This is a genomic window from Variovorax sp. AC194, from assembly GCF_979257995.1.
Genome location: NZ_OZ409823.1, coordinates 1,924,020 through 1,939,848, shown reverse-complemented (window position 1 = coordinate 1,939,848; position 15,829 = coordinate 1,924,020). Strand labels below are relative to the sequence as shown.

Annotated in this window: 13 protein-coding genes; 8 read left to right on the top strand and 5 right to left on the bottom strand. The window is 66.3% G+C overall.

All coding sequences use genetic code 11. From position 1 onward, the window contains the following. Positions 1-156: 156 nt before the first annotated feature. The 3 genes from ACZYRS_RS09380 to ACZYRS_RS09370 are packed head-to-tail and all read left to right on the top strand — an operon-like array spanning position 157 to position 2,590. Positions 157-1,194 (top strand): ABC transporter substrate-binding protein, encoded by a 1,038-nt coding sequence (locus ACZYRS_RS09380; RefSeq protein WP_463419005.1) that lies wholly within the window; start codon positions 157-159, stop codon positions 1,192-1,194. Beyond that, entirely contained in the window at positions 1,191-1,721 is a 531-nt protein-coding gene (locus tag ACZYRS_RS09375; RefSeq protein ID WP_463419004.1) for a nucleoside deaminase, read from the top strand. Before ACZYRS_RS09380 ends, ACZYRS_RS09375 begins: the two co-directional genes overlap by 4 nt. Positions 1,722-1,759: 38 nt before the next feature. After that, on the top strand, positions 1,760-2,590 hold the full coding sequence (locus ACZYRS_RS09370; RefSeq protein ID WP_463419003.1) for an urease accessory protein UreD: 831 nt from the start codon (positions 1,760-1,762) through the stop codon (positions 2,588-2,590). 19 nt (positions 2,591-2,609) lie between these two features. Here the strand turns inward: ACZYRS_RS09370 and ACZYRS_RS09365 are convergent, their stop codons facing one another. The 4 genes from ACZYRS_RS09365 to ACZYRS_RS09350 all read right to left on the bottom strand — a co-directional run bounded on the left by ACZYRS_RS09365 (position 2,610) and on the right by ACZYRS_RS09350 (position 8,720). Next, complete coding sequence (locus tag ACZYRS_RS09365) at positions 2,610-3,191, bottom strand: hypothetical protein (protein ID WP_463419002.1); 582 nt, start codon at positions 3,189-3,191, stop codon at positions 2,610-2,612. A gap of 80 nt (positions 3,192-3,271) precedes the next feature. Beyond that, positions 3,272-3,784 (bottom strand): hypothetical protein, encoded by a 513-nt coding sequence (locus tag ACZYRS_RS09360; protein ID WP_463419001.1) that lies wholly within the window; start codon positions 3,782-3,784, stop codon positions 3,272-3,274. Further along, on the bottom strand, positions 3,781-6,216 hold the full coding sequence (locus ACZYRS_RS09355; RefSeq protein WP_463419000.1) for a hypothetical protein: 2,436 nt from the start codon (positions 6,214-6,216) through the stop codon (positions 3,781-3,783). Before ACZYRS_RS09355 ends, ACZYRS_RS09360 begins: the two co-directional genes overlap by 4 nt. 8 nt (positions 6,217-6,224) lie before the next feature. Continuing rightward, positions 6,225-8,720, bottom strand: coding sequence for a type VI secretion system Vgr family protein (locus tag ACZYRS_RS09350; protein ID WP_463418999.1), 2,496 nt, complete (start codon positions 8,718-8,720; stop codon positions 6,225-6,227). 225 nt (positions 8,721-8,945) lie between these two features. On the opposite strand from ACZYRS_RS09350, the gene ACZYRS_RS09345 reads away from it, so the two are divergent. The 5 genes from ACZYRS_RS09345 to nikR all read left to right on the top strand — a co-directional run bounded on the left by ACZYRS_RS09345 (position 8,946) and on the right by nikR (position 13,657). Continuing rightward, positions 8,946-10,430 carry a DUF4331 domain-containing protein gene (locus ACZYRS_RS09345; protein WP_463418998.1) on the top strand — a complete coding sequence of 495 codons (1,485 nt, stop codon included), beginning with the start codon at positions 8,946-8,948 and terminating at the stop codon, positions 10,428-10,430. A 10-nt stretch (positions 10,431-10,440) separates the two neighbouring features. Further along, the gene (locus ACZYRS_RS09340; protein WP_198786769.1) at positions 10,441-10,734 is read left to right on the top strand and encodes a hypothetical protein; all 294 of its coding nucleotides are present in this window, start codon (positions 10,441-10,443) and stop codon (positions 10,732-10,734) included. Between the two features lie 5 nt (positions 10,735-10,739). Then, positions 10,740-11,927, top strand: a complete 1,188-nt coding sequence (locus ACZYRS_RS09335) for a tetratricopeptide repeat protein (RefSeq protein ID WP_463418997.1) — start codon at positions 10,740-10,742, stop codon at positions 11,925-11,927. A gap of 10 nt (positions 11,928-11,937) precedes the next feature. Continuing rightward, the gene (locus ACZYRS_RS09330; RefSeq protein WP_463418996.1) at positions 11,938-13,089 is read left to right on the top strand and encodes a HupE/UreJ family protein; all 1,152 of its coding nucleotides are present in this window, start codon (positions 11,938-11,940) and stop codon (positions 13,087-13,089) included. An 85-nt stretch (positions 13,090-13,174) separates the two neighbouring features. Further along, complete coding sequence (gene nikR, locus ACZYRS_RS09325) at positions 13,175-13,657, top strand: nickel-responsive transcriptional regulator NikR (protein WP_463418995.1); 483 nt, start codon at positions 13,175-13,177, stop codon at positions 13,655-13,657. A gap of 17 nt (positions 13,658-13,674) precedes the next feature. Here the strand turns inward: nikR and ACZYRS_RS09320 are convergent, their stop codons facing one another. Further along, the gene (locus ACZYRS_RS09320; RefSeq protein WP_463418994.1) at positions 13,675-15,762 is read right to left on the bottom strand and encodes a TonB-dependent receptor; all 2,088 of its coding nucleotides are present in this window, start codon (positions 15,760-15,762) and stop codon (positions 13,675-13,677) included. Positions 15,763-15,829 lie beyond the last annotated feature (67 nt).

The window sequence follows — 15,829 nt, the reverse complement described above, 5'->3', positions numbered from 1 at the left end:
GCGTCGTGCATGGATGCGGGCAAGAGTAGAAGCGTTCAGCAGCGCACGCACCATCAACGTGCGCCCGCCCGGAAATTGCTCTTGAAGCGCCTTCTGCTTTCTTGATCGTCTTGCAGCGGAAGGTTTTTTCAAGACCCGAAGATTCCGAGGCCCCCCATGCAACGTCGATTCTTTCTAGCGGCCAGCGCCGCGACCCTTGCCGCCCCTTCAGTCCTGGCCCAAGGCACCGGCAAGCTCACTCCGATCAAGTTCACGCTCGACTTCCGCATCAACGGCCAGACCGCGCCCTTCTTCCTCGCGCACGCCAAGGGCTACTACAAGGACGAAGGCCTCGACGTGACCATCGACACCGGTGCCGGCTCGGTCGCCTCGATCACGCGCATCGCGAGCGGCGTCTACCAGATGGGCCTGGGCGACATCAGCTCGCTGGTCGAGTTCAACGCGCAGAACCCGGGCACGCCGATGGTGCAGGCCGTGTACCAGTACTACAACCGCGCGCCCTTCGTGATCATCGGCCGCAAGGACCGCGGCGTGACGGCCGACTTCAAGAGCCTGCAGGGCAAGAAGGTCGCCGCGGCCGCTGTCGAATCGACCCGCCGCGCCTGGCCGATGGTCGCGCGCAAGCAGGGCATGCGCAGCGACGCCTTCCAGTGGCAGACCACCGACTTCAGCGCGCGCGACAACGTGATGGTGCGCGGCGACGTCGATGCCGCCACTTACTTCCACGACTCGGCCATCTCGCTCTTCGCGCGCATGAAACCCGAGGAGCTCTCGGTGCTGAAATACGCGGACGCGGGCGTCAACCTGTATGGCAACGCGATCCTCGCGAGCAGCAACCTCATCGCGCAGAACCCGAAGGTGGTCGCCGCGTTCCTGCGTGCGACCAACCGCGCCATCGTCGAGACCTTCGCCAACCCCGCGCCGAGCATCGCCGCCATGCGCCAGCGCGAGCCCATCCTCGAGGAGAAGATCGAGCTTGAACGCTGGGGCGTCACGGCGCAATATGTGGGCGCGGCGGACACGCGCGGCCACGGCCTCGGCGACATCAGGAAGCTCACGCTGGAGCAACAGGTCGACGAGGTGGCCGAGGTCTTCGGACTCAAGGTCAAGCCCGCGGCTGACGCCATCTTCAACACCTCGATGCTCCCATCGCATAACGAACGCGTGATTGAACGCATGATCTCCAAGGCATGAATTTCAGCAACACAAACAACACCACCTCGCTCCCCGAAGAAACCGCGCTCGACGAGCGCGACGGGCGGTATCTGCGCAAGGCCATCGGCTGGTCGCACCTCGCGCGCCGCCGCGGCAACCGGCCCTTCGGCCCGGTCATCGTCTCGGCCGAGGGCGAGGTGCTGGCCGAGGCCTACAACAACACGGGCGAGACAGGCGACTGCACCGGCCACGCCGAGACGAACGCAGTCCGCGCGCTGGCCGGCCGCGGCATCTCGCGCGAAGCGCTCGCGGGCGCGACGCTCTATGCCTCGGGCGAACCCTGCGTGATGTGCGCGGGCGCGATCTTCTGGTCGAACATCGGCCGCGTGGTGTTCGGCATCGACGCCGAACGCCTGCGCGTGTTCCGCGGCGAGCGGCAGAACCAGCGCGATGCGGAGCTGTCGTGCCGCGATGTGTTCCGCGCGTCGCCGCATCCGATCGAATGCATCGGGCCGGCGTTGCTGGACGAGTCGGCGGCTGCACACGACGGCGCCTGGAAGGTTTGAGCGACTTGCACGGCTTCACTGCTCGATAGACTCGGCGCATGCCCTGGCACGCCCATCTCCATCTCGACTATCGACAAGAATCCGACCGCACCGTCGCCCGTTTCCGCCACGACGGGCCGCTGCGCATCCTGCAGAGCCTGTACCCCGAGGGCGACGCGATCTGCCACAACGTGTTGGTGCATCCGCCCGGTGGCTTGGTCGGCGGCGACACGCTCGACATCGACATCGAGGGCGCGGATGGCAGCCACGGCCTGATCACCACGCCGGGTGCCTCGCGCTTCTACCGCTCCGAAGGCGAACTGGCGCTGCAACGCACGCGCATCCGGCTCGCCCGGGGCGCGCGACTCGAATGGCTGCCGCTGGAGGCGATCTGCTACAGCGGCTGCCAGGCGGAGAACCGGCTGACCATCGAGGTCGAACCGGGCGCCGAGATGATCGGATGGGACGTGACCGCGCTCGGCCTGCCGAACGCGAACCAGCCGTTCGAGCGGGGCACCTATCTGCAGCACATCGAGGTGCCCGGGGTGTGGCTGGAGCGCGGGCGCATCGATGCGGCGGACCAGCGGTTGCTGCAAAGTCCGCTGGGCTTCGGCGGGCACAAGTGCATCGCATCGCTGTTCTTCGTGTCGGGCTCGCCGGCCACGCGGGCGCGCCGCGAAGCCTTGCTTGCGCATGCGCGCGCGCTGCTCGAGGCGCACGGGTTGTTCGACAGTGCTGGTGCGACGAGTCCGCATGCCGAGGTCGTCGTGCTGCGCGTGCTGGCGCCGGTGGTGGAGCCGGCGATGCAATTGCTGCGGCAGGTGTGGCAGGCGTGGAGAGGCGAGCTTTGGGGATTGCCTGCGGCTAAGCCGCGGATCTGGTCGACCTGAGCGAGTCGCCTGCTGCCCCTCAATCGAAATACTCGATGCGGCCGATCATTCTCATGATGGTCGAATGCACTTTTCCTGTTGCCGTTCTTGGCGGCTGAACGTCGATTTGAAGGCACACGTTGCCTTCTACTCTCAGGCAAGCCAGATAGAAATTCATCGGCAATACGGCTCCATCGCCATGGAGAGCATCGACATGCGCGACCTGCCCTTTCCATTTGATCCCGGACGTATTTCTTTGCCACGCTACGTGCCTGTAGTAGCGGCCGCCTGAATCTTCTTGCTCGATCCGGTCACGAGGTGTCGCGGAAGATTGCGACGTCTCCATCGAATTTCCTTGCGCCGAACAATATATATCCACTCGGGCCTCTACTTCTTTTCTCGCCTCTTGAATTTTTAAAGTGAACTCAGCGGAGAAATGATCTCGGCCATCTATTTTCGACACAATCAAATCTGCATCATCTATTTTTTCAACAACTTCCCTGCCAAATTTCAACCGGCATTTGGATTTGAGGTTTTCAGAAAACTCTCCACCTCTCATTCTTTGTTGAGAGTACGTCGGGGCAATGAGCGACAGCAATAGCAAGCAGGCCATCCATTTCATAGCTTGTTCTCCTAGAAAAATTTCAGGCGCACTTTGTCTTTGATCCTGCGGGCGAATCTGTTCGAGCTGACGTACCGTCCTCAGGGCGGTGGCAATCGCAGGACCAAGTCAGGGAGGGAGCCGCTGTCAACTTTCTTCGAGCAAGCTTGCTCCTTGTATTTTTTCCCCTCTGCCCGCCACACGCCGGTGAACTTGCTTTTGCCATCTCGCACCGAAATGCCATAAGACACTCCCGCCGATTCGAAAAGAACCGAATCGACAACAGTGCTTTCCTCATATGGATTCAGGTGCTCTCCTCGAAAGAAATTCGCTGTGCGGTTGTGCCGGGAAGGTAGCGTCAACTCGATGGAAGGAGGATCCCCATATCGGTACTCCAATCCTGCTGCAGGGCTAGATTCGCGAACGGTTGACGGGCCGCAAAGCGAGACGACTTTTTTGGCCCTTTCAAGCTCGCAGGAAAAATAGGTGACTTCGCCTGGTTTGCAGTGTGAGGGAACCGTTGGCTTGGCCCTCACCTCGCACAAGCCTGCCGAAAGGGTCGCAATCGTGGCTGCCGCGACCACTGCGTGGCAGGCACGTTTCAGGTGATTCATGTGCCTTCCTTCTGCCTCTCGATAGTGCTGCTATCCCTCGGCATAGGTTCGTCATTCAACAAGCTCCAGACGTAGCCAAAATATTCCGCGCGATTCTCCAGATGCGTGATTCCACCGTTCACGGCACGTGTCACCAGTTCGATCGTCTGGGGCGAAGTTCCGGCGTCAGCCAAGTGGCTGATGCTTGCGCCTCTCAAGGTTCCCGCATTGATCCAGTACTTCAGCGCCACATCCGTCGATATGAATGCATCCGCAGCCAACGAGGCCGGGTTGGGGTCAATGGTGTAGTTCCTTCCTCGATAGCTCGCATAACTTGAGTAGTTGACGCGTCCGGTCAGCTGAACAAGACCTCGTCCCCTGAATCGCTGACCGTCACCAGGCTGGACGTTGCCGAGTGACTGCGCTTTGGCCTGCACTTGCGCTGGCCGCAGAGCGACATACTCGTTCCTGCTGTAAAGGACACGATGCCCGTTTACCTTGTGATAGACCATTCCAAGCCGCCACGCAACGCCGCCGCGATCGTCGTAGTCGGCGCCAGCTTCTACAGGCGTGATGACTTCGTACATCGTTCGCAGATAGCGATCGTTTCCTGTTTCCGTGTTGTATTGCAATGCACCCGTTTCCTGCAGGCACTGACTCATGAAGTGTGCTTGTCGCAGGGCGGACTCCGTCAGTCCATATTTGCGAAACGCCTTGTCGAGGGCGATCTGCAGGCCGGGCGGCATGCCATTGCCTTGTGTCGATCCATCGCGGAATCGCCGCACAGACTCCACCCAACTTACGCGTCCGGCAGCCACCGATCTTCTCGGAAGCAACTGAGCAATCTCTCTCAAACTTAACCATCCACACTTGCGCATCAAGCCGATGAACTCCCTTGGGTGGAATCGCCAGTCAGCTTCCTGGAATGGCTTTGGTAGATCAGTGAAAGTGATCGCACGGGCGTGCTTCACAAAGCGATCCCACTTCTGCGCGCCTGTGGCGTCGTCATCGGTTGGCTTGAAATCTTCGGTCTCCAGCCACCCGTAGCGAGTCTCTACGGTCTTCTGATCCCACTCGCACGGAAACTTGCAGATCACTCTGCGCAGTTTCTCTCTCACACCAGCGTCACCGAGCCGCTTGGCCAACTCGACGCGGTCCATGCGCCGGTCGTTCGTCGGGTCCAGATCGCGGATCAGCGTTTTCATGCGAAGCGAGTCGCATCGAAGGTCCGCATTCGGGTCGTCGTCGAAGCAGTTCCAACCCATGACCGGCAGGAAGTCCGCATCGCTGAACTTGAAGGTGCCTGGCGCGTTCAGGTCGGCCCAGACCTCGCCCGCTGGCGTGACGATCTTGCGCCAGTGGGCGGCATTCGTGGGCAATGGGTCCGCTCCCAGATTGCGCCCGAAGCGCAGCAACTCGTACCAGCCGCTGGGGCTGCTCGCGGCGCGCGTCGCGACGTCCAGCGCGCCGTGGCGATCGTTGCAGACGGTATACAGGTCGTATTCGAAACTCTGGCTTGCCGCAGCCTTGACTGCGGCCGACGCGCTGCCGCTGCTGATGTAGTCGTACCGGCTGTCGCTGCGCGGTGCACCGATGCGCGTACCCAACCTGTCGCAGCTGGTGAGCGTCGCAACGCCCTTCTCGCAGGTGATCTGCACCCACTGCGGGTTGCGCAGCGTGTGGGGTGAGGGTTGGCCACCGGTCGCATTGCCACCGCCTGCATTGCTGACTGTGCGCAAATGGCTGGCCGGTTGATTCGTGCTGGTGGTGGTGCCGGCGGGCAGATAGACATACACGCTGCCGAAGACGCTGTCGCTGCGGCCATCGGCAGTGGGCGGCGGCGGGTCCAACGGATCGACCCAATCGGGCCCACGTCGGGTCAGCCGTCGGAGGTTGGCTTCGTCGCAGCAGATCTCGAAATGAACCTGCCCGTCGTGGCCGTAGATCTGGCCAGGTGCGCCCAGCTCTTCTTTTCGGTAGACGGCATCGCCGATCGTCCAAGGCGCTCTCGTTCGCGGACAGTTCGCGATGCTGGCCATGTGCATGCAGGCGCTGTAGTAGACGACCTCGGTGACAGCGGTCCCTTCCGCACCGATCTCGGTCCTGTGCTCGATGACGACAAACCCATCGCTGGTCCACGCGGCCGTGGGCGTGTCGGCATGAAAAGGGTTGTAGTTGAGCGGATGGGCGACGTCGTTGTTCTGCACCGTCGGCGCGTGGACGAAAACCACCTTGCCGTCGGCAACGGCACGCACGGGCAGATAAGCGCCGCCCGACGAAGGCGCCTGGATGTGAATCCCGTTGTGCCACCCCAGCTTCAGGCTCAAGGGAAACGAGCCTTCGGGTGCATGGGTGCTAGCCAATCGCGAAGCGGGCTGTGCCATCGCGGCGTCGAGCCACGCTTCTTCGGATGAGCCCGCGCGATCGGGCAGGAAGGGAGGACTGATGATCATGGCGGCGTTCAGAGCGAGAAGGGATACGCCGCGTCCTTGCGGGAAGCAAGGTGCAACTCGGGGCGCGGAAAGGCCGTCGTATCGACCGGCCGGTTCATCGGCCCGATCAACGAGTGACTGGCCGCGTGCTCGACCCACGTCCCCTGGGTGCCGTGCTGGATACCCTGCGCATTCCAGCGGCTGAAACTGCCGCCGCCGTTGACCACCAGTTCTTCTTTCGCGGTGATCGTGATGCGGTTGGCGGCGTGGGTGATGTCGAGCTTGGCCAGCAGGTGGATGCTCTGCTGCAGCGCCTTGAACTCGATGTTCGCGCCGGCCGCCACCAGCCGGATGCCGGCCTTGTACGAGAACATCCGGATGGCCTGCTGCACGCTGACCAGGAAGCTCTTGCCCGCGCTCACGCTGGTGTGGCCGCCGCTTGTCAGCGCGTGATGCTCGCCGCTGGCCATGTGGGTGGACTGCGCCGTCGTGCTCTGGATGCCCGCAGGGCTGGCCAGCACGAGATGCGGTTCGGCCAGTTCGGAGAAACGGCCCTCGGCCGGCTTCCCGCCCGATCCCTTGATCGCGTCGTTCTGCGCCTTCAGCACCCGGGTCACCGCATCCTGGTCGCCTGCCGCATGAGCTTCAGCCTGCTGGGCGGCCGTCGACAAGCTCTCATGCCGCTCGCGGCTTCCTGTGAGCCGCGCCAGCGTCTCGTCCATGGACTTGATGTGGCCGGCCGCATTGCCGCGCACCTCGGTGGTGATGAGCAGCCCGTCCGCGGCCCTCACGACGCCATGCCCATCGGTGCGCAGCTCGAAGCCCTCGCCGCGCGGGTCCTTGCGCCCGGCGTTGTCCTCGATGCGCGTGATGTGCCCCAGGCTCAGCTGGCTGTGCTGGTGGTCGGACTTGAGCTGCGCCTGGATCTTCGCGTCGGTGTCGTCCAGGACCAGGTGGTTGCTGCGTCCCGCGGCGCTGTTGCCGCCTTCCTTGGTCAGCTCTCTCGACCTGAAACCCGAGAGCGCCGCCTGGCCGGGCAGCGTCCACGGCGGCAGGTTCGACTGGTTGTGCACGCGCCCCGTGCACACCGGCAGGTCCGGATCGCCGCCGATGAAATCGACGATGACCTCCTGCCCGATGCGCGGGATCTGCACGCCGCCCAGCTGGTTGCCGGCCCAGGGCGAGCTCACGCGAATCCAGCAGGTGCTGTGCTGGTTCCTCAGGCCCAGCCGGTCCCAGGGAAATTGCACCTTGATGCGGCCGAGTTCATCGGTCCAGAGGTTCTGGCCTTCAGGCCCTACGACGACGGCAACGTGCGGGCCGTGCGTGAAGGGCTTCGAGCGCGTGTGCACCGGGCGAAGCACTTCGGCGACGGGATGGGCCGTCAAGTCGACGCTGATGCGCCACTGCTGCTTTCTGTCGGCAGCCGCCTCCTTGACCTGGCTGTCCTGCGCGACGTCCTCGATGAGAAAGCGGGTCTCGATGATCAGGTACTCGGCGTTGGCACTTTCCCTCGGATGCCTTGCGAGCCTGAACGTGCTGCCCGCCACCATGCCGCGGAGATTGCCGCTGGCCTGCACCCTCGCCCCGTGGGTTCGCAGTGCCTGCATCCGCAGCAGGGCGAGTTGGCGGCCCTCGCCTTGCGGATCGTTGGCTGCGTCCATGCCCGCGCGAGGTTGCGCACTGTGACTGCCGGCCGAGCCGTGGTGCCATTGGTAGACCTCCTGGTCGGCCTGCCCGGTCGGGCGCGGGTCCTTGCGGCTCGCGCCGAGGTCGGCGCGGGGCCGCGTGTAGTCGTAGTCGCGGCTGGCGTACTGACCGCTGGTGAGCCGATGGCAGGGAACGACGCTGTGCAGGTATTCGGCATCGAGCTTCCAGCCGGGCGGGTGGTATTCCACCTCCCGGTATGCGGCGCTCTCGCAGGGGCCGTACGCGCCCATCGCATCGCAGAGGACCAGGCGGTGCTTCCCTTCGGAATGCGCGAAGTGGTAGCTGATGCCCCACTCCTCGCAGAGGCGACAGAAGAAATCGAAGTCGCTTTCGTTGTACTGGACCTGGTAGTCGCGCACGGGGTACGTTTCCATCAGCCGCTTGTCGATGGGGAAGGCGTAGTCGGCCAGCAGCGCATCGAGGACCTGCACGACGTTCAGGTTCTGGAAGATCCTGCAGTCGGTGGACAAGGTGGCCAGGTGCAGCCACGGGCGCAGGGTGAGCCTGTACTGCACATGCCGCCCCTCCTCGCCCCAGAAGGCCGCATCGGTGATGAGCGCGTTGATCTCGCGGGGCGCGCCTTCGTCCAGTTCGATGAGGCAGCCGATCTCGCGGCCGATGAAGTCATCGAGATCGAAGTCCGCCGCGCCGCTGGCGCCGAGGTTCAGGTCGTCGGGCGTCTTGAGCAGCAGTTCGTACTCGAACAGTGCATTGACGCATTCCCGGCCCGACAACCGCACGGGCTCGAGCGCCGGGCGGCCGAGGACAAAGGGAATGGCAGGGCTTTGGACGCGAAGCGTGCGAGATGAAGTCATCGCCCCAGTGTTCCGGCCGCGCCGGATAACACTGCGAACAATCGTCACCCCCGCAAGGCCTCGCGTCACAAAGTCGCCGAAAACGGGAGATATGTCACCGCCCGTATGACGCAGCGCGCATTTCGTATGAAGTTCCCGGCCTGCTGTCCGACAAACCGATTGCCGCTTGTCTCCGTATTCGGTCTGGACCTCTTCCATAACCGACTCCTACCGAGGGTGACAGCCATGAATTTCGTTCGAATTCCCTTGCACGCCTGCGTTCTCGCGGCCTGCACGCTGACGGCATCCGGCGCTTTCGCCTCCAGTCACCGCGAGGCGCCCTCGATTGCCGGCACGCCGAAGGTGGATGCCACCGACTTCTACATGTTCCGCAGCTACGAGACCGGCCGCCAGGACTACGTCACCCTCATCGCGAACTACCAGCCCGACCAGAGCCCGTACGGCGGCCCGAACTACTTCGCGATGGACCCGAACGCGCTCTACGAGATCCACCTGGACACCGACGGCGATGCGGTCGAGAACATCACCTTCCAGTTCCGCTTCAAGAACACGCTGCGCGACATCCAGCTGCCGATCGCCGGCAAGCAGGTCTCCATTCCGCTGGTGCAGGCCGGCGGCATCACGGGCCCGAACCAGGCCACCAGCAACCTGCGCGAGACCTTCACGCTGAACATCGTGCGCGGCGACCGCCGCACCGGGGTGAGCGAGGCCATCACCGCGGCCGGCGGCGTCAAGGAATTCGACAAGCCCACCGACAACATCGGCGACAAGACCTTCGGCGGCCCCACGGGCTACGCCGCCTATGCGGCCCAGCATCTCTACAACGTCAACATCCCGGGCTGCGCGGCACCGGGGCGCGTGTTCGTCGGGCAGCGCAAGGACCCGTTCAGCGTGGCGCTGGGCCAGGTCTTCGACCTGATCAACCTGAACCCGCTCGGCGCGCCGAACGGCAACCCCGATGCGCTCGCGGGCAAGAACGTCACCACCATGGCGCTCGAAGTGCCCATCGCCTGCGTCACCACGGCCGGCAAGCCGATCATCGGCGGCTGGACCACCGCGAGCGTGCGCCAGGGCCAGCTCGTGGCCAGCCCGCCCAAGCGCGGCCACGGCACCACCACGCTGGCCGGCGGCGCATGGGCGCAGGTCTCGCGCCTGGGCATGCCGCTGGTCAACGAGGTCGTCATCGGCCTGAAGGACAAGGACCGCTTCAACAGCTCCAGGCCGAAGGACGACGGCCAGTTCGCCGACTACGTGACCAACCCGACGCTGCCCGCGCTCGTGCAGACGCTGTTCCCTGGCGCGCCGGCACCGACGAACTTCCCGCGCACCGACCTCGTGGCCGCGTTCCTGACCGGCGTGGAAGGCGTCAACAAGCCCGCGAACGTGACCGCCTCGGAAATGCTGCGGCTGAACACCGGCACCGCGCCGACACCCAAGGCCGGCCAGAACAACCTGGGCGTGCTGGGCAACGACCTGGCCGGCTTCCCGAACGGCCGCCGCCCCGGCGACGACGTGGTCGATGCGGAACTGCGCGTGGCCATGGGCGTGCTGTGCGTGGCCACCGGCGCCAACGACACGCTCAAGGTCGGCTGCAAGCCGTCCGACGCGCCCGCGGGCTCGGCGCCGATCACCGACGGCGCGATGCAGAGCGCGGCGCAGTTCCCGGAAACCTTCCCCTACCTGAACACGCCGCTGCCAGGCGCTCAATAAGGAGAACGCCATGACGAAGAACAAGTTCTATCGCGTCGCCGGCCCGCTCCTGGTCGCTGCAACCCTCGCGGGCTGCGGTGGTGGCGGCGGCGGCGGGGGTTTCAGCTTCTATCCCTTCCCGCCCGCCGGCGGGGGCCAGCCGCCGACGATGCCCCCGCCCCAAGCGGATGCGTACGACACCTTCATTGCCTACGTCAAGGCGCTGGTGACCGGCGGCGGGCTCGACATGGCCGAGGCCGCGGACGTCGCGATGTTCGATCCGCCGCCGACCTCGGAAACCAAGGACCCCGTCTCCACCGAGTGACGGCGATGCGCCGGCGCCTGCCCACGCGGTACGCATTGCAGGCGTGGGCCGCGGCCCTCTGGATAGCCGCGGCGACGACCTCGGTCGGCGCCGCGCCCCGCGTTCCCACAGACGACCACGAGGTCGTCGAATCGCTGCCCTCGGTCGCCGGATGGTCGCGCGAGGCGCGCACGCTGCGCCGCGAGCTCCAGCAGCGGCCGACCGACGCGACCGTGGCCATCGCCGCCGCCGCCCGCTACCTCGAACTCGCGAGATCGCAGGGCGACGCGCGCTACGCCGGCCATGCCATGGGCGCCCTCGCCCACTGGGCCGCCATGCCGTCCAACGAGACGCCACCGGCCGTGCTGGTGATGCGCGCCACCGTCGCGCAGTTCCTGCATGACTTCGACGGCGCGGAGGCGCTGCTGAAGACCGCGCTCACCCGGCAACCGTCCAACGCACAGGCCTGGATCACGCTGGCCACCATCTACCGCGTGCGCGGCCGCTACAGCGAATCGGACGCGGCCTGCCGCGCCCTCGGCCGGGTCGGACCGGCGCTCTACGCGCTCGCGTGCATCGCGGAAAACGCCGGCCTGCGAGGCAACCACGACGAGGCGCGAGGCACCTTGAAGAAGCTGCTGGACGACCCGCAGCTCCGGGCCCGCGAGCAGGCCGGCACGCGCCAGTGGCTGCTCACGAGCCTGGCCGAAATCGAGGAGCTCGCCGGCCGCCCCGCCGAGGCCGACGCCGCCTATCGCCGCGCGTTGCAGGCCGAGCGCTCGGGCTATCTGCTGCTCGCCTACAGCGACTACCTTCAGCGCGCCGGCCGGCCGAAGGAAATTCCCGCGCTGCTCGACACCGAGGCGCGCAGCGATGCCGTGCTGCTGCGCATGGCCATCGCCGCGCGCGGTCTCGGGGGCGCGGGCGCGGACGCGGACGAACTCAAGGCCCGCTTCGGCGCGGCCGCCGAGCGGCCCGGCACCACCGCGGTCCATGCGCGCGAGGAAGCGATGTTCGCGCTCGACGTCGAAGGCGATGCAAGGCGCGCGCTCGACCTCGCCAGGCTCAACGTGAAGCTGCAGCGCGAACCCATCGACCTGCTGCTGTTCGCACGCGCGGCCGTCGCGGCGAAGGACGAGCCGGCGCGCGCCGAAGTCAGGGCCCTGGTGCAGCAGATCGGTCTGCGCGATGCGCGTGTCGACGCGCTGCTTTGAACGCCACGCCATGACCTCGCGCACACGTCGCTCCCTGCTGGCCTCGCTGTTCTTCTGGATGCTCGCCTTGCTCGTGCTTCCGGCGCACGCCCACAAGGCCAGCGACGCCTACCTGCAACTCTCGCGCGATGGCGACCGCATCGACCTGCGCTGGGACATCGCGCTGCGCGACCTCGATGCGGTGCTGGACCTGGACGCCAACGCCGACCAGAAACTTTCCTGGGGCGAGGTGCGCACACGCCTGGGCGACATCAAGGCCTACGCGCTGGGGCGGCTGCGGCTTCAGGGTGGCCAGTGCGTGCCCGCCGAAACCCAGGCGCCCGCCATCGAGAACCGCATCGACGGTGCCTACCTCGTGCTGCAGATGCGCGCACCCTGCGGCGCGGCCGATGCGCTGTCCATCGACTACCGCCTCTTCCAGGACGTGGACCCGACGCACCGCGGCCTGCTGCGCGCCGAAACCAGGGGCGCCGCCACGCCGCTGCTTCGCTCGCTGGACCCGTCGGCCGGCCCCGTCTCCATCGCGTGGGCGGGGGCGCAAGAAGCCGCGGCGCCCGCCAGCTTCTTCGCCGACGGCATCCATCACATCCTGATCGGCTACGACCACATCCTGTTCCTGATCTGCCTCCTGCTGCCCGCCGTGCTGAAACGCCAGGGCGGCGGCTGGACGCCGGTGCTCGCATGGAAGGACGCGGCCTGGCCGATGCTGGGCATCGTGACGATGTTCACCATCGCGCACTCGATCACGCTGGCGCTCGCGGGGCTGAAGATCGTGACGATTTCGCCGCGCATCATCGAGCCCGCCATCGCGGTCACCATCATCGTGGCGGCGCTGGACAACATCTGGCCGGTGCTGCGCGGGCGCCGCAAGCTCTTCAGTTTTCTCTTCGGCCTGATCCACGGCTTCGGCTTCGCGGGCGCCCTGGGCGAACTCGAACTGCCGACGCGCCAGTTCGTGCTCGCGCTGCTGCAGTTCAACCTGGGGGTGGAGGCCGGCCAACTGGCGGTGGTGGCCGTGGCGCTCGCGGTGCTGCTGGCCTTGCGCAACTGGCGGCGGTATCCGCCGCTGGTCTTGCACGGCGGCTCGATGGCTGCGGTGGCGCTGGCCACGGTGTGGCTGTGCGAACGGGTGCTCGACGTGAAGGTGCTGCCGTTCTCCTGAGAAAAGAAAAAGAAGAGAAGGGAAGGGAAGACAGGCGCGCTGAATCCGGCGGGTGGCGGCTCGCGTACCTGCAGGCATACCGCCGATGAACCGCTTCACCATTTCCCTCGACGCGCAACTCGCACGGCAGTTCGAGATGCTCATTGCGCAGAAGCGCTACACGAGCCGCTCCGAAGCCGTGCGCGACCTGATCCGCTACGGGCTGGGCCGCGCGGGCCTGCGGGGCATGCAGTTCGACGCGGCCGTGTCCTCGTGCATCGCGAACGTCAGCTACGTGTACGACACGCGCGAGCTCGCGCTGGCCTCGCGGCTGCTGGCGCTGCGCCATGCGCACCATGGCATGGCCGTCGCCTGCCACCAGACGCCGCTGGACCACGGCAGCTGCATGGAGTGCGTGGTGCTGCGCGGTCCGGTGGCCGCCGTGCAAGGCGTGGTGGACCAGATGATCTCGCTGCGCGGCGTTCGCCACGGCCACGCGAATGTCGTGGCGCTGACGGACGACGCGACGCCGCATGCGCACGCGCATTCGCCGGCGCATCCGCATTCGCACCTCACCCCGATGAACTGACGCGGACCGCACGGCGCTCAGAACGTCCAGCGTGCGCTGACACGCGCGGTGCGCGGCTCCATCGGATGCACATGCCGGTCGTTCACGCCGCCGTTGCAAGCGCCCGTCGTCACTTCGCCCGCCGTGCACGACGCATAGGCGTACTCGATGTCGTTGCCCTTCTTGCCGGCCAGGTTGAACACATCGAGCCCCAGCGTTAGGTGCTTGTTGACGGCATAGCGCGCGCCGAAGTTCACAAGCGTGGCCGAGCGCGAGCGAATGCTGTTGGTGGTGTCCAGCGCACGCGGACCCAGGTAGCGCAGCCGCAGCGATGCCGTCAGCGGGCCTTCGGTGTAAGTGACGCCCGCGGCCAGCACCTTCTCGACCGCGTTGTCGATGTAGTTGCCCTCGCCCTCGGGCGCGCGCCCCCTGAAACGCGCGCGCGACACCGCGCCGTCCAGCTCCATGCGCCAGGCGCGGGCCAGCTTCCAGCGCAGCGTCGCCTCGATGCCGCGGCGGCTGCTCGCGCGCCCGGGCTCGGTGGTGCCGGCATCGCCGACATACACGAGCTCGGAGTCCAGCCTCAGTTGCCACAGCGCCACCGTCGCGGTGAAGTTCTCGTCCGGCTGGAAGCGCCAGCCCACCTCCGCGCCCCGCCCCTTGACCAGCGCCGGCACGCGCTCGGCAGCCGCGCCGCTGGCCGGATCGATGGCGATGGTCGCGCCGCGCACGTCGTTGCTGTGAAAGCCCACGCCCGCGTTCAGGTACAGCTCGTGCTGCGGCGTCAGCGCGAAGGCCAGGCCCGCCTTGGGGCTGGCGATCGCGTCGTGCCCCTTGCCGCTGTTGACCGCGCCATAGATGGGCTCGCGCCCATCGACGCGGTAGCGCAGCATGTCGCCGCGCACGCCCGCGTAGCCGCGCAGGCGCTCGGTGAAATACACCAGCTGCTGGCCGTACACGGAGACAAGGTCCTGCGAGACCTTGTCGCTGCGCACCGTGGCCAGCCGCTCGCGGGCCTGCGTGTTGTAGAGGCCCACCTCCGAGATCCGGTCGCCGCGCCAGCTCGCACCGAAGCTCAGCACGCCGTCCAGGCCGCCGAACTTCGTGGGCATCGTGCGGGCGGCCTGCGCGCCGAAGATGCGCCGGCGGTCGGTCTGCTCGAACTGGTCGCCGTTGACCGGGTTGTTCAGGAAATAGGTGAAGTCGGAGAAGAGGTCGAAGCGGTAGTCGATGGCATAGGCGCTCACCGTCGTCTCGCCCTCCGGCCCCTTGTCGAACCACTTGCCCGACAGGCTCACGCGCTGGGTGCTGCCGCCGTCGGTGGGGTTGAGCGAGCCGAAGCGCGAGAGCTCGCCGCTGTCGATCAGGCGCCCGGGCACCTGGTCGGTCGCGGTCCAGCGGCTCTTGTAGGCCATGCCGGTGAGGCTGAAGCCGCGCGTGGGCGAGCCCTGCGAGTAGCGCGCCACGGCGCTCACCTTGCGCAGGTTCTCGGGCACGTCCCAGGGGCCGTCGTTGCCCTCGATCTCGATGGCACCCAGCCAGGTCTGGTCCTCGCGGGTCTTCGAGCCCGCGGCCAGCAGGCGCTTGAAGTTGCGGGCGCCAAGCGTGACTTCGGCAAAGGGCGCCTCCAGCACGCTGAAGTAGTCCAGCGATGCGCTGCCCGCGAGCGAGAAGTCGCCGCCCTCGGCGAAGTACGGCCCCTTGCGGTAGCGCACGCCCGAGACGAGCTCGGGAATGAGGAAGTTCAGGTCGGCATAGCCCTGGCCGTGTCCGTGCGTGGGCATGTTCACCGGCATGCCGTCGACGGTGACGGCGAAATCGGTGCCGTGGTCCAGGTTGAAGCCGCGCAGGAAATACTGGTTGGCCTTGCCGTCGCCCGAGTGCTGCGTGGCGACCACGCCGGGCACCGCCTCGACGATGTCGCCGGGGCGCAGCTTGGGCCGGGTCTGGAACGACTCGCGCTCCACCGCGCCTTCGCTGGCGCTGTCGGCTGTGCCGACGACGGCATCGCGCGGACCGACGACCTCGATGGCAGGCAGGTGGGTCTGCTGGGCGGACGCTGCGGCACTGCTCAACAGCGCACCAAGCAGCCAGGGCTTCGAAACCAGGCCAGAGGGAAATTTCATGAACACCTTTGTCTCGAAGCCGATGGGATCTTTCGCACGCCCATCGATTACGCGAAGAAGGTGCCGG

Coding starts and splice junctions, on each gene's coding strand:
- ACZYRS_RS09380 (WP_463419005.1), top strand. CDS start 157: ATGCAACGTCGATTCTTTCTAGCGGCCAGCGCCGCGACCCTTGCCGCC.
- ACZYRS_RS09375 (WP_463419004.1), top strand. CDS start 1,191: ATGAATTTCAGCAACACAAACAACACCACCTCGCTCCCCGAAGAAACC.
- ACZYRS_RS09370 (WP_463419003.1), top strand. CDS start 1,760: ATGCCCTGGCACGCCCATCTCCATCTCGACTATCGACAAGAATCCGAC.
- ACZYRS_RS09365 (WP_463419002.1), bottom strand. CDS start 3,191: ATGAAATGGATGGCCTGCTTGCTATTGCTGTCGCTCATTGCCCCGACG.
- ACZYRS_RS09360 (WP_463419001.1), bottom strand. CDS start 3,784: ATGAATCACCTGAAACGTGCCTGCCACGCAGTGGTCGCGGCAGCCACG.
- ACZYRS_RS09355 (WP_463419000.1), bottom strand. CDS start 6,216: ATGATCATCAGTCCTCCCTTCCTGCCCGATCGCGCGGGCTCATCCGAA.
- ACZYRS_RS09350 (WP_463418999.1), bottom strand. CDS start 8,720: ATGACTTCATCTCGCACGCTTCGCGTCCAAAGCCCTGCCATTCCCTTT.
- ACZYRS_RS09345 (WP_463418998.1), top strand. CDS start 8,946: ATGAATTTCGTTCGAATTCCCTTGCACGCCTGCGTTCTCGCGGCCTGC.
- ACZYRS_RS09340 (WP_198786769.1), top strand. CDS start 10,441: ATGACGAAGAACAAGTTCTATCGCGTCGCCGGCCCGCTCCTGGTCGCT.
- ACZYRS_RS09335 (WP_463418997.1), top strand. CDS start 10,740: ATGCGCCGGCGCCTGCCCACGCGGTACGCATTGCAGGCGTGGGCCGCG.
- ACZYRS_RS09330 (WP_463418996.1), top strand. CDS start 11,938: ATGACCTCGCGCACACGTCGCTCCCTGCTGGCCTCGCTGTTCTTCTGG.
- nikR (WP_463418995.1), top strand. CDS start 13,175: ATGAACCGCTTCACCATTTCCCTCGACGCGCAACTCGCACGGCAGTTC.
- ACZYRS_RS09320 (WP_463418994.1), bottom strand. CDS start 15,762: ATGAAATTTCCCTCTGGCCTGGTTTCGAAGCCCTGGCTGCTTGGTGCG.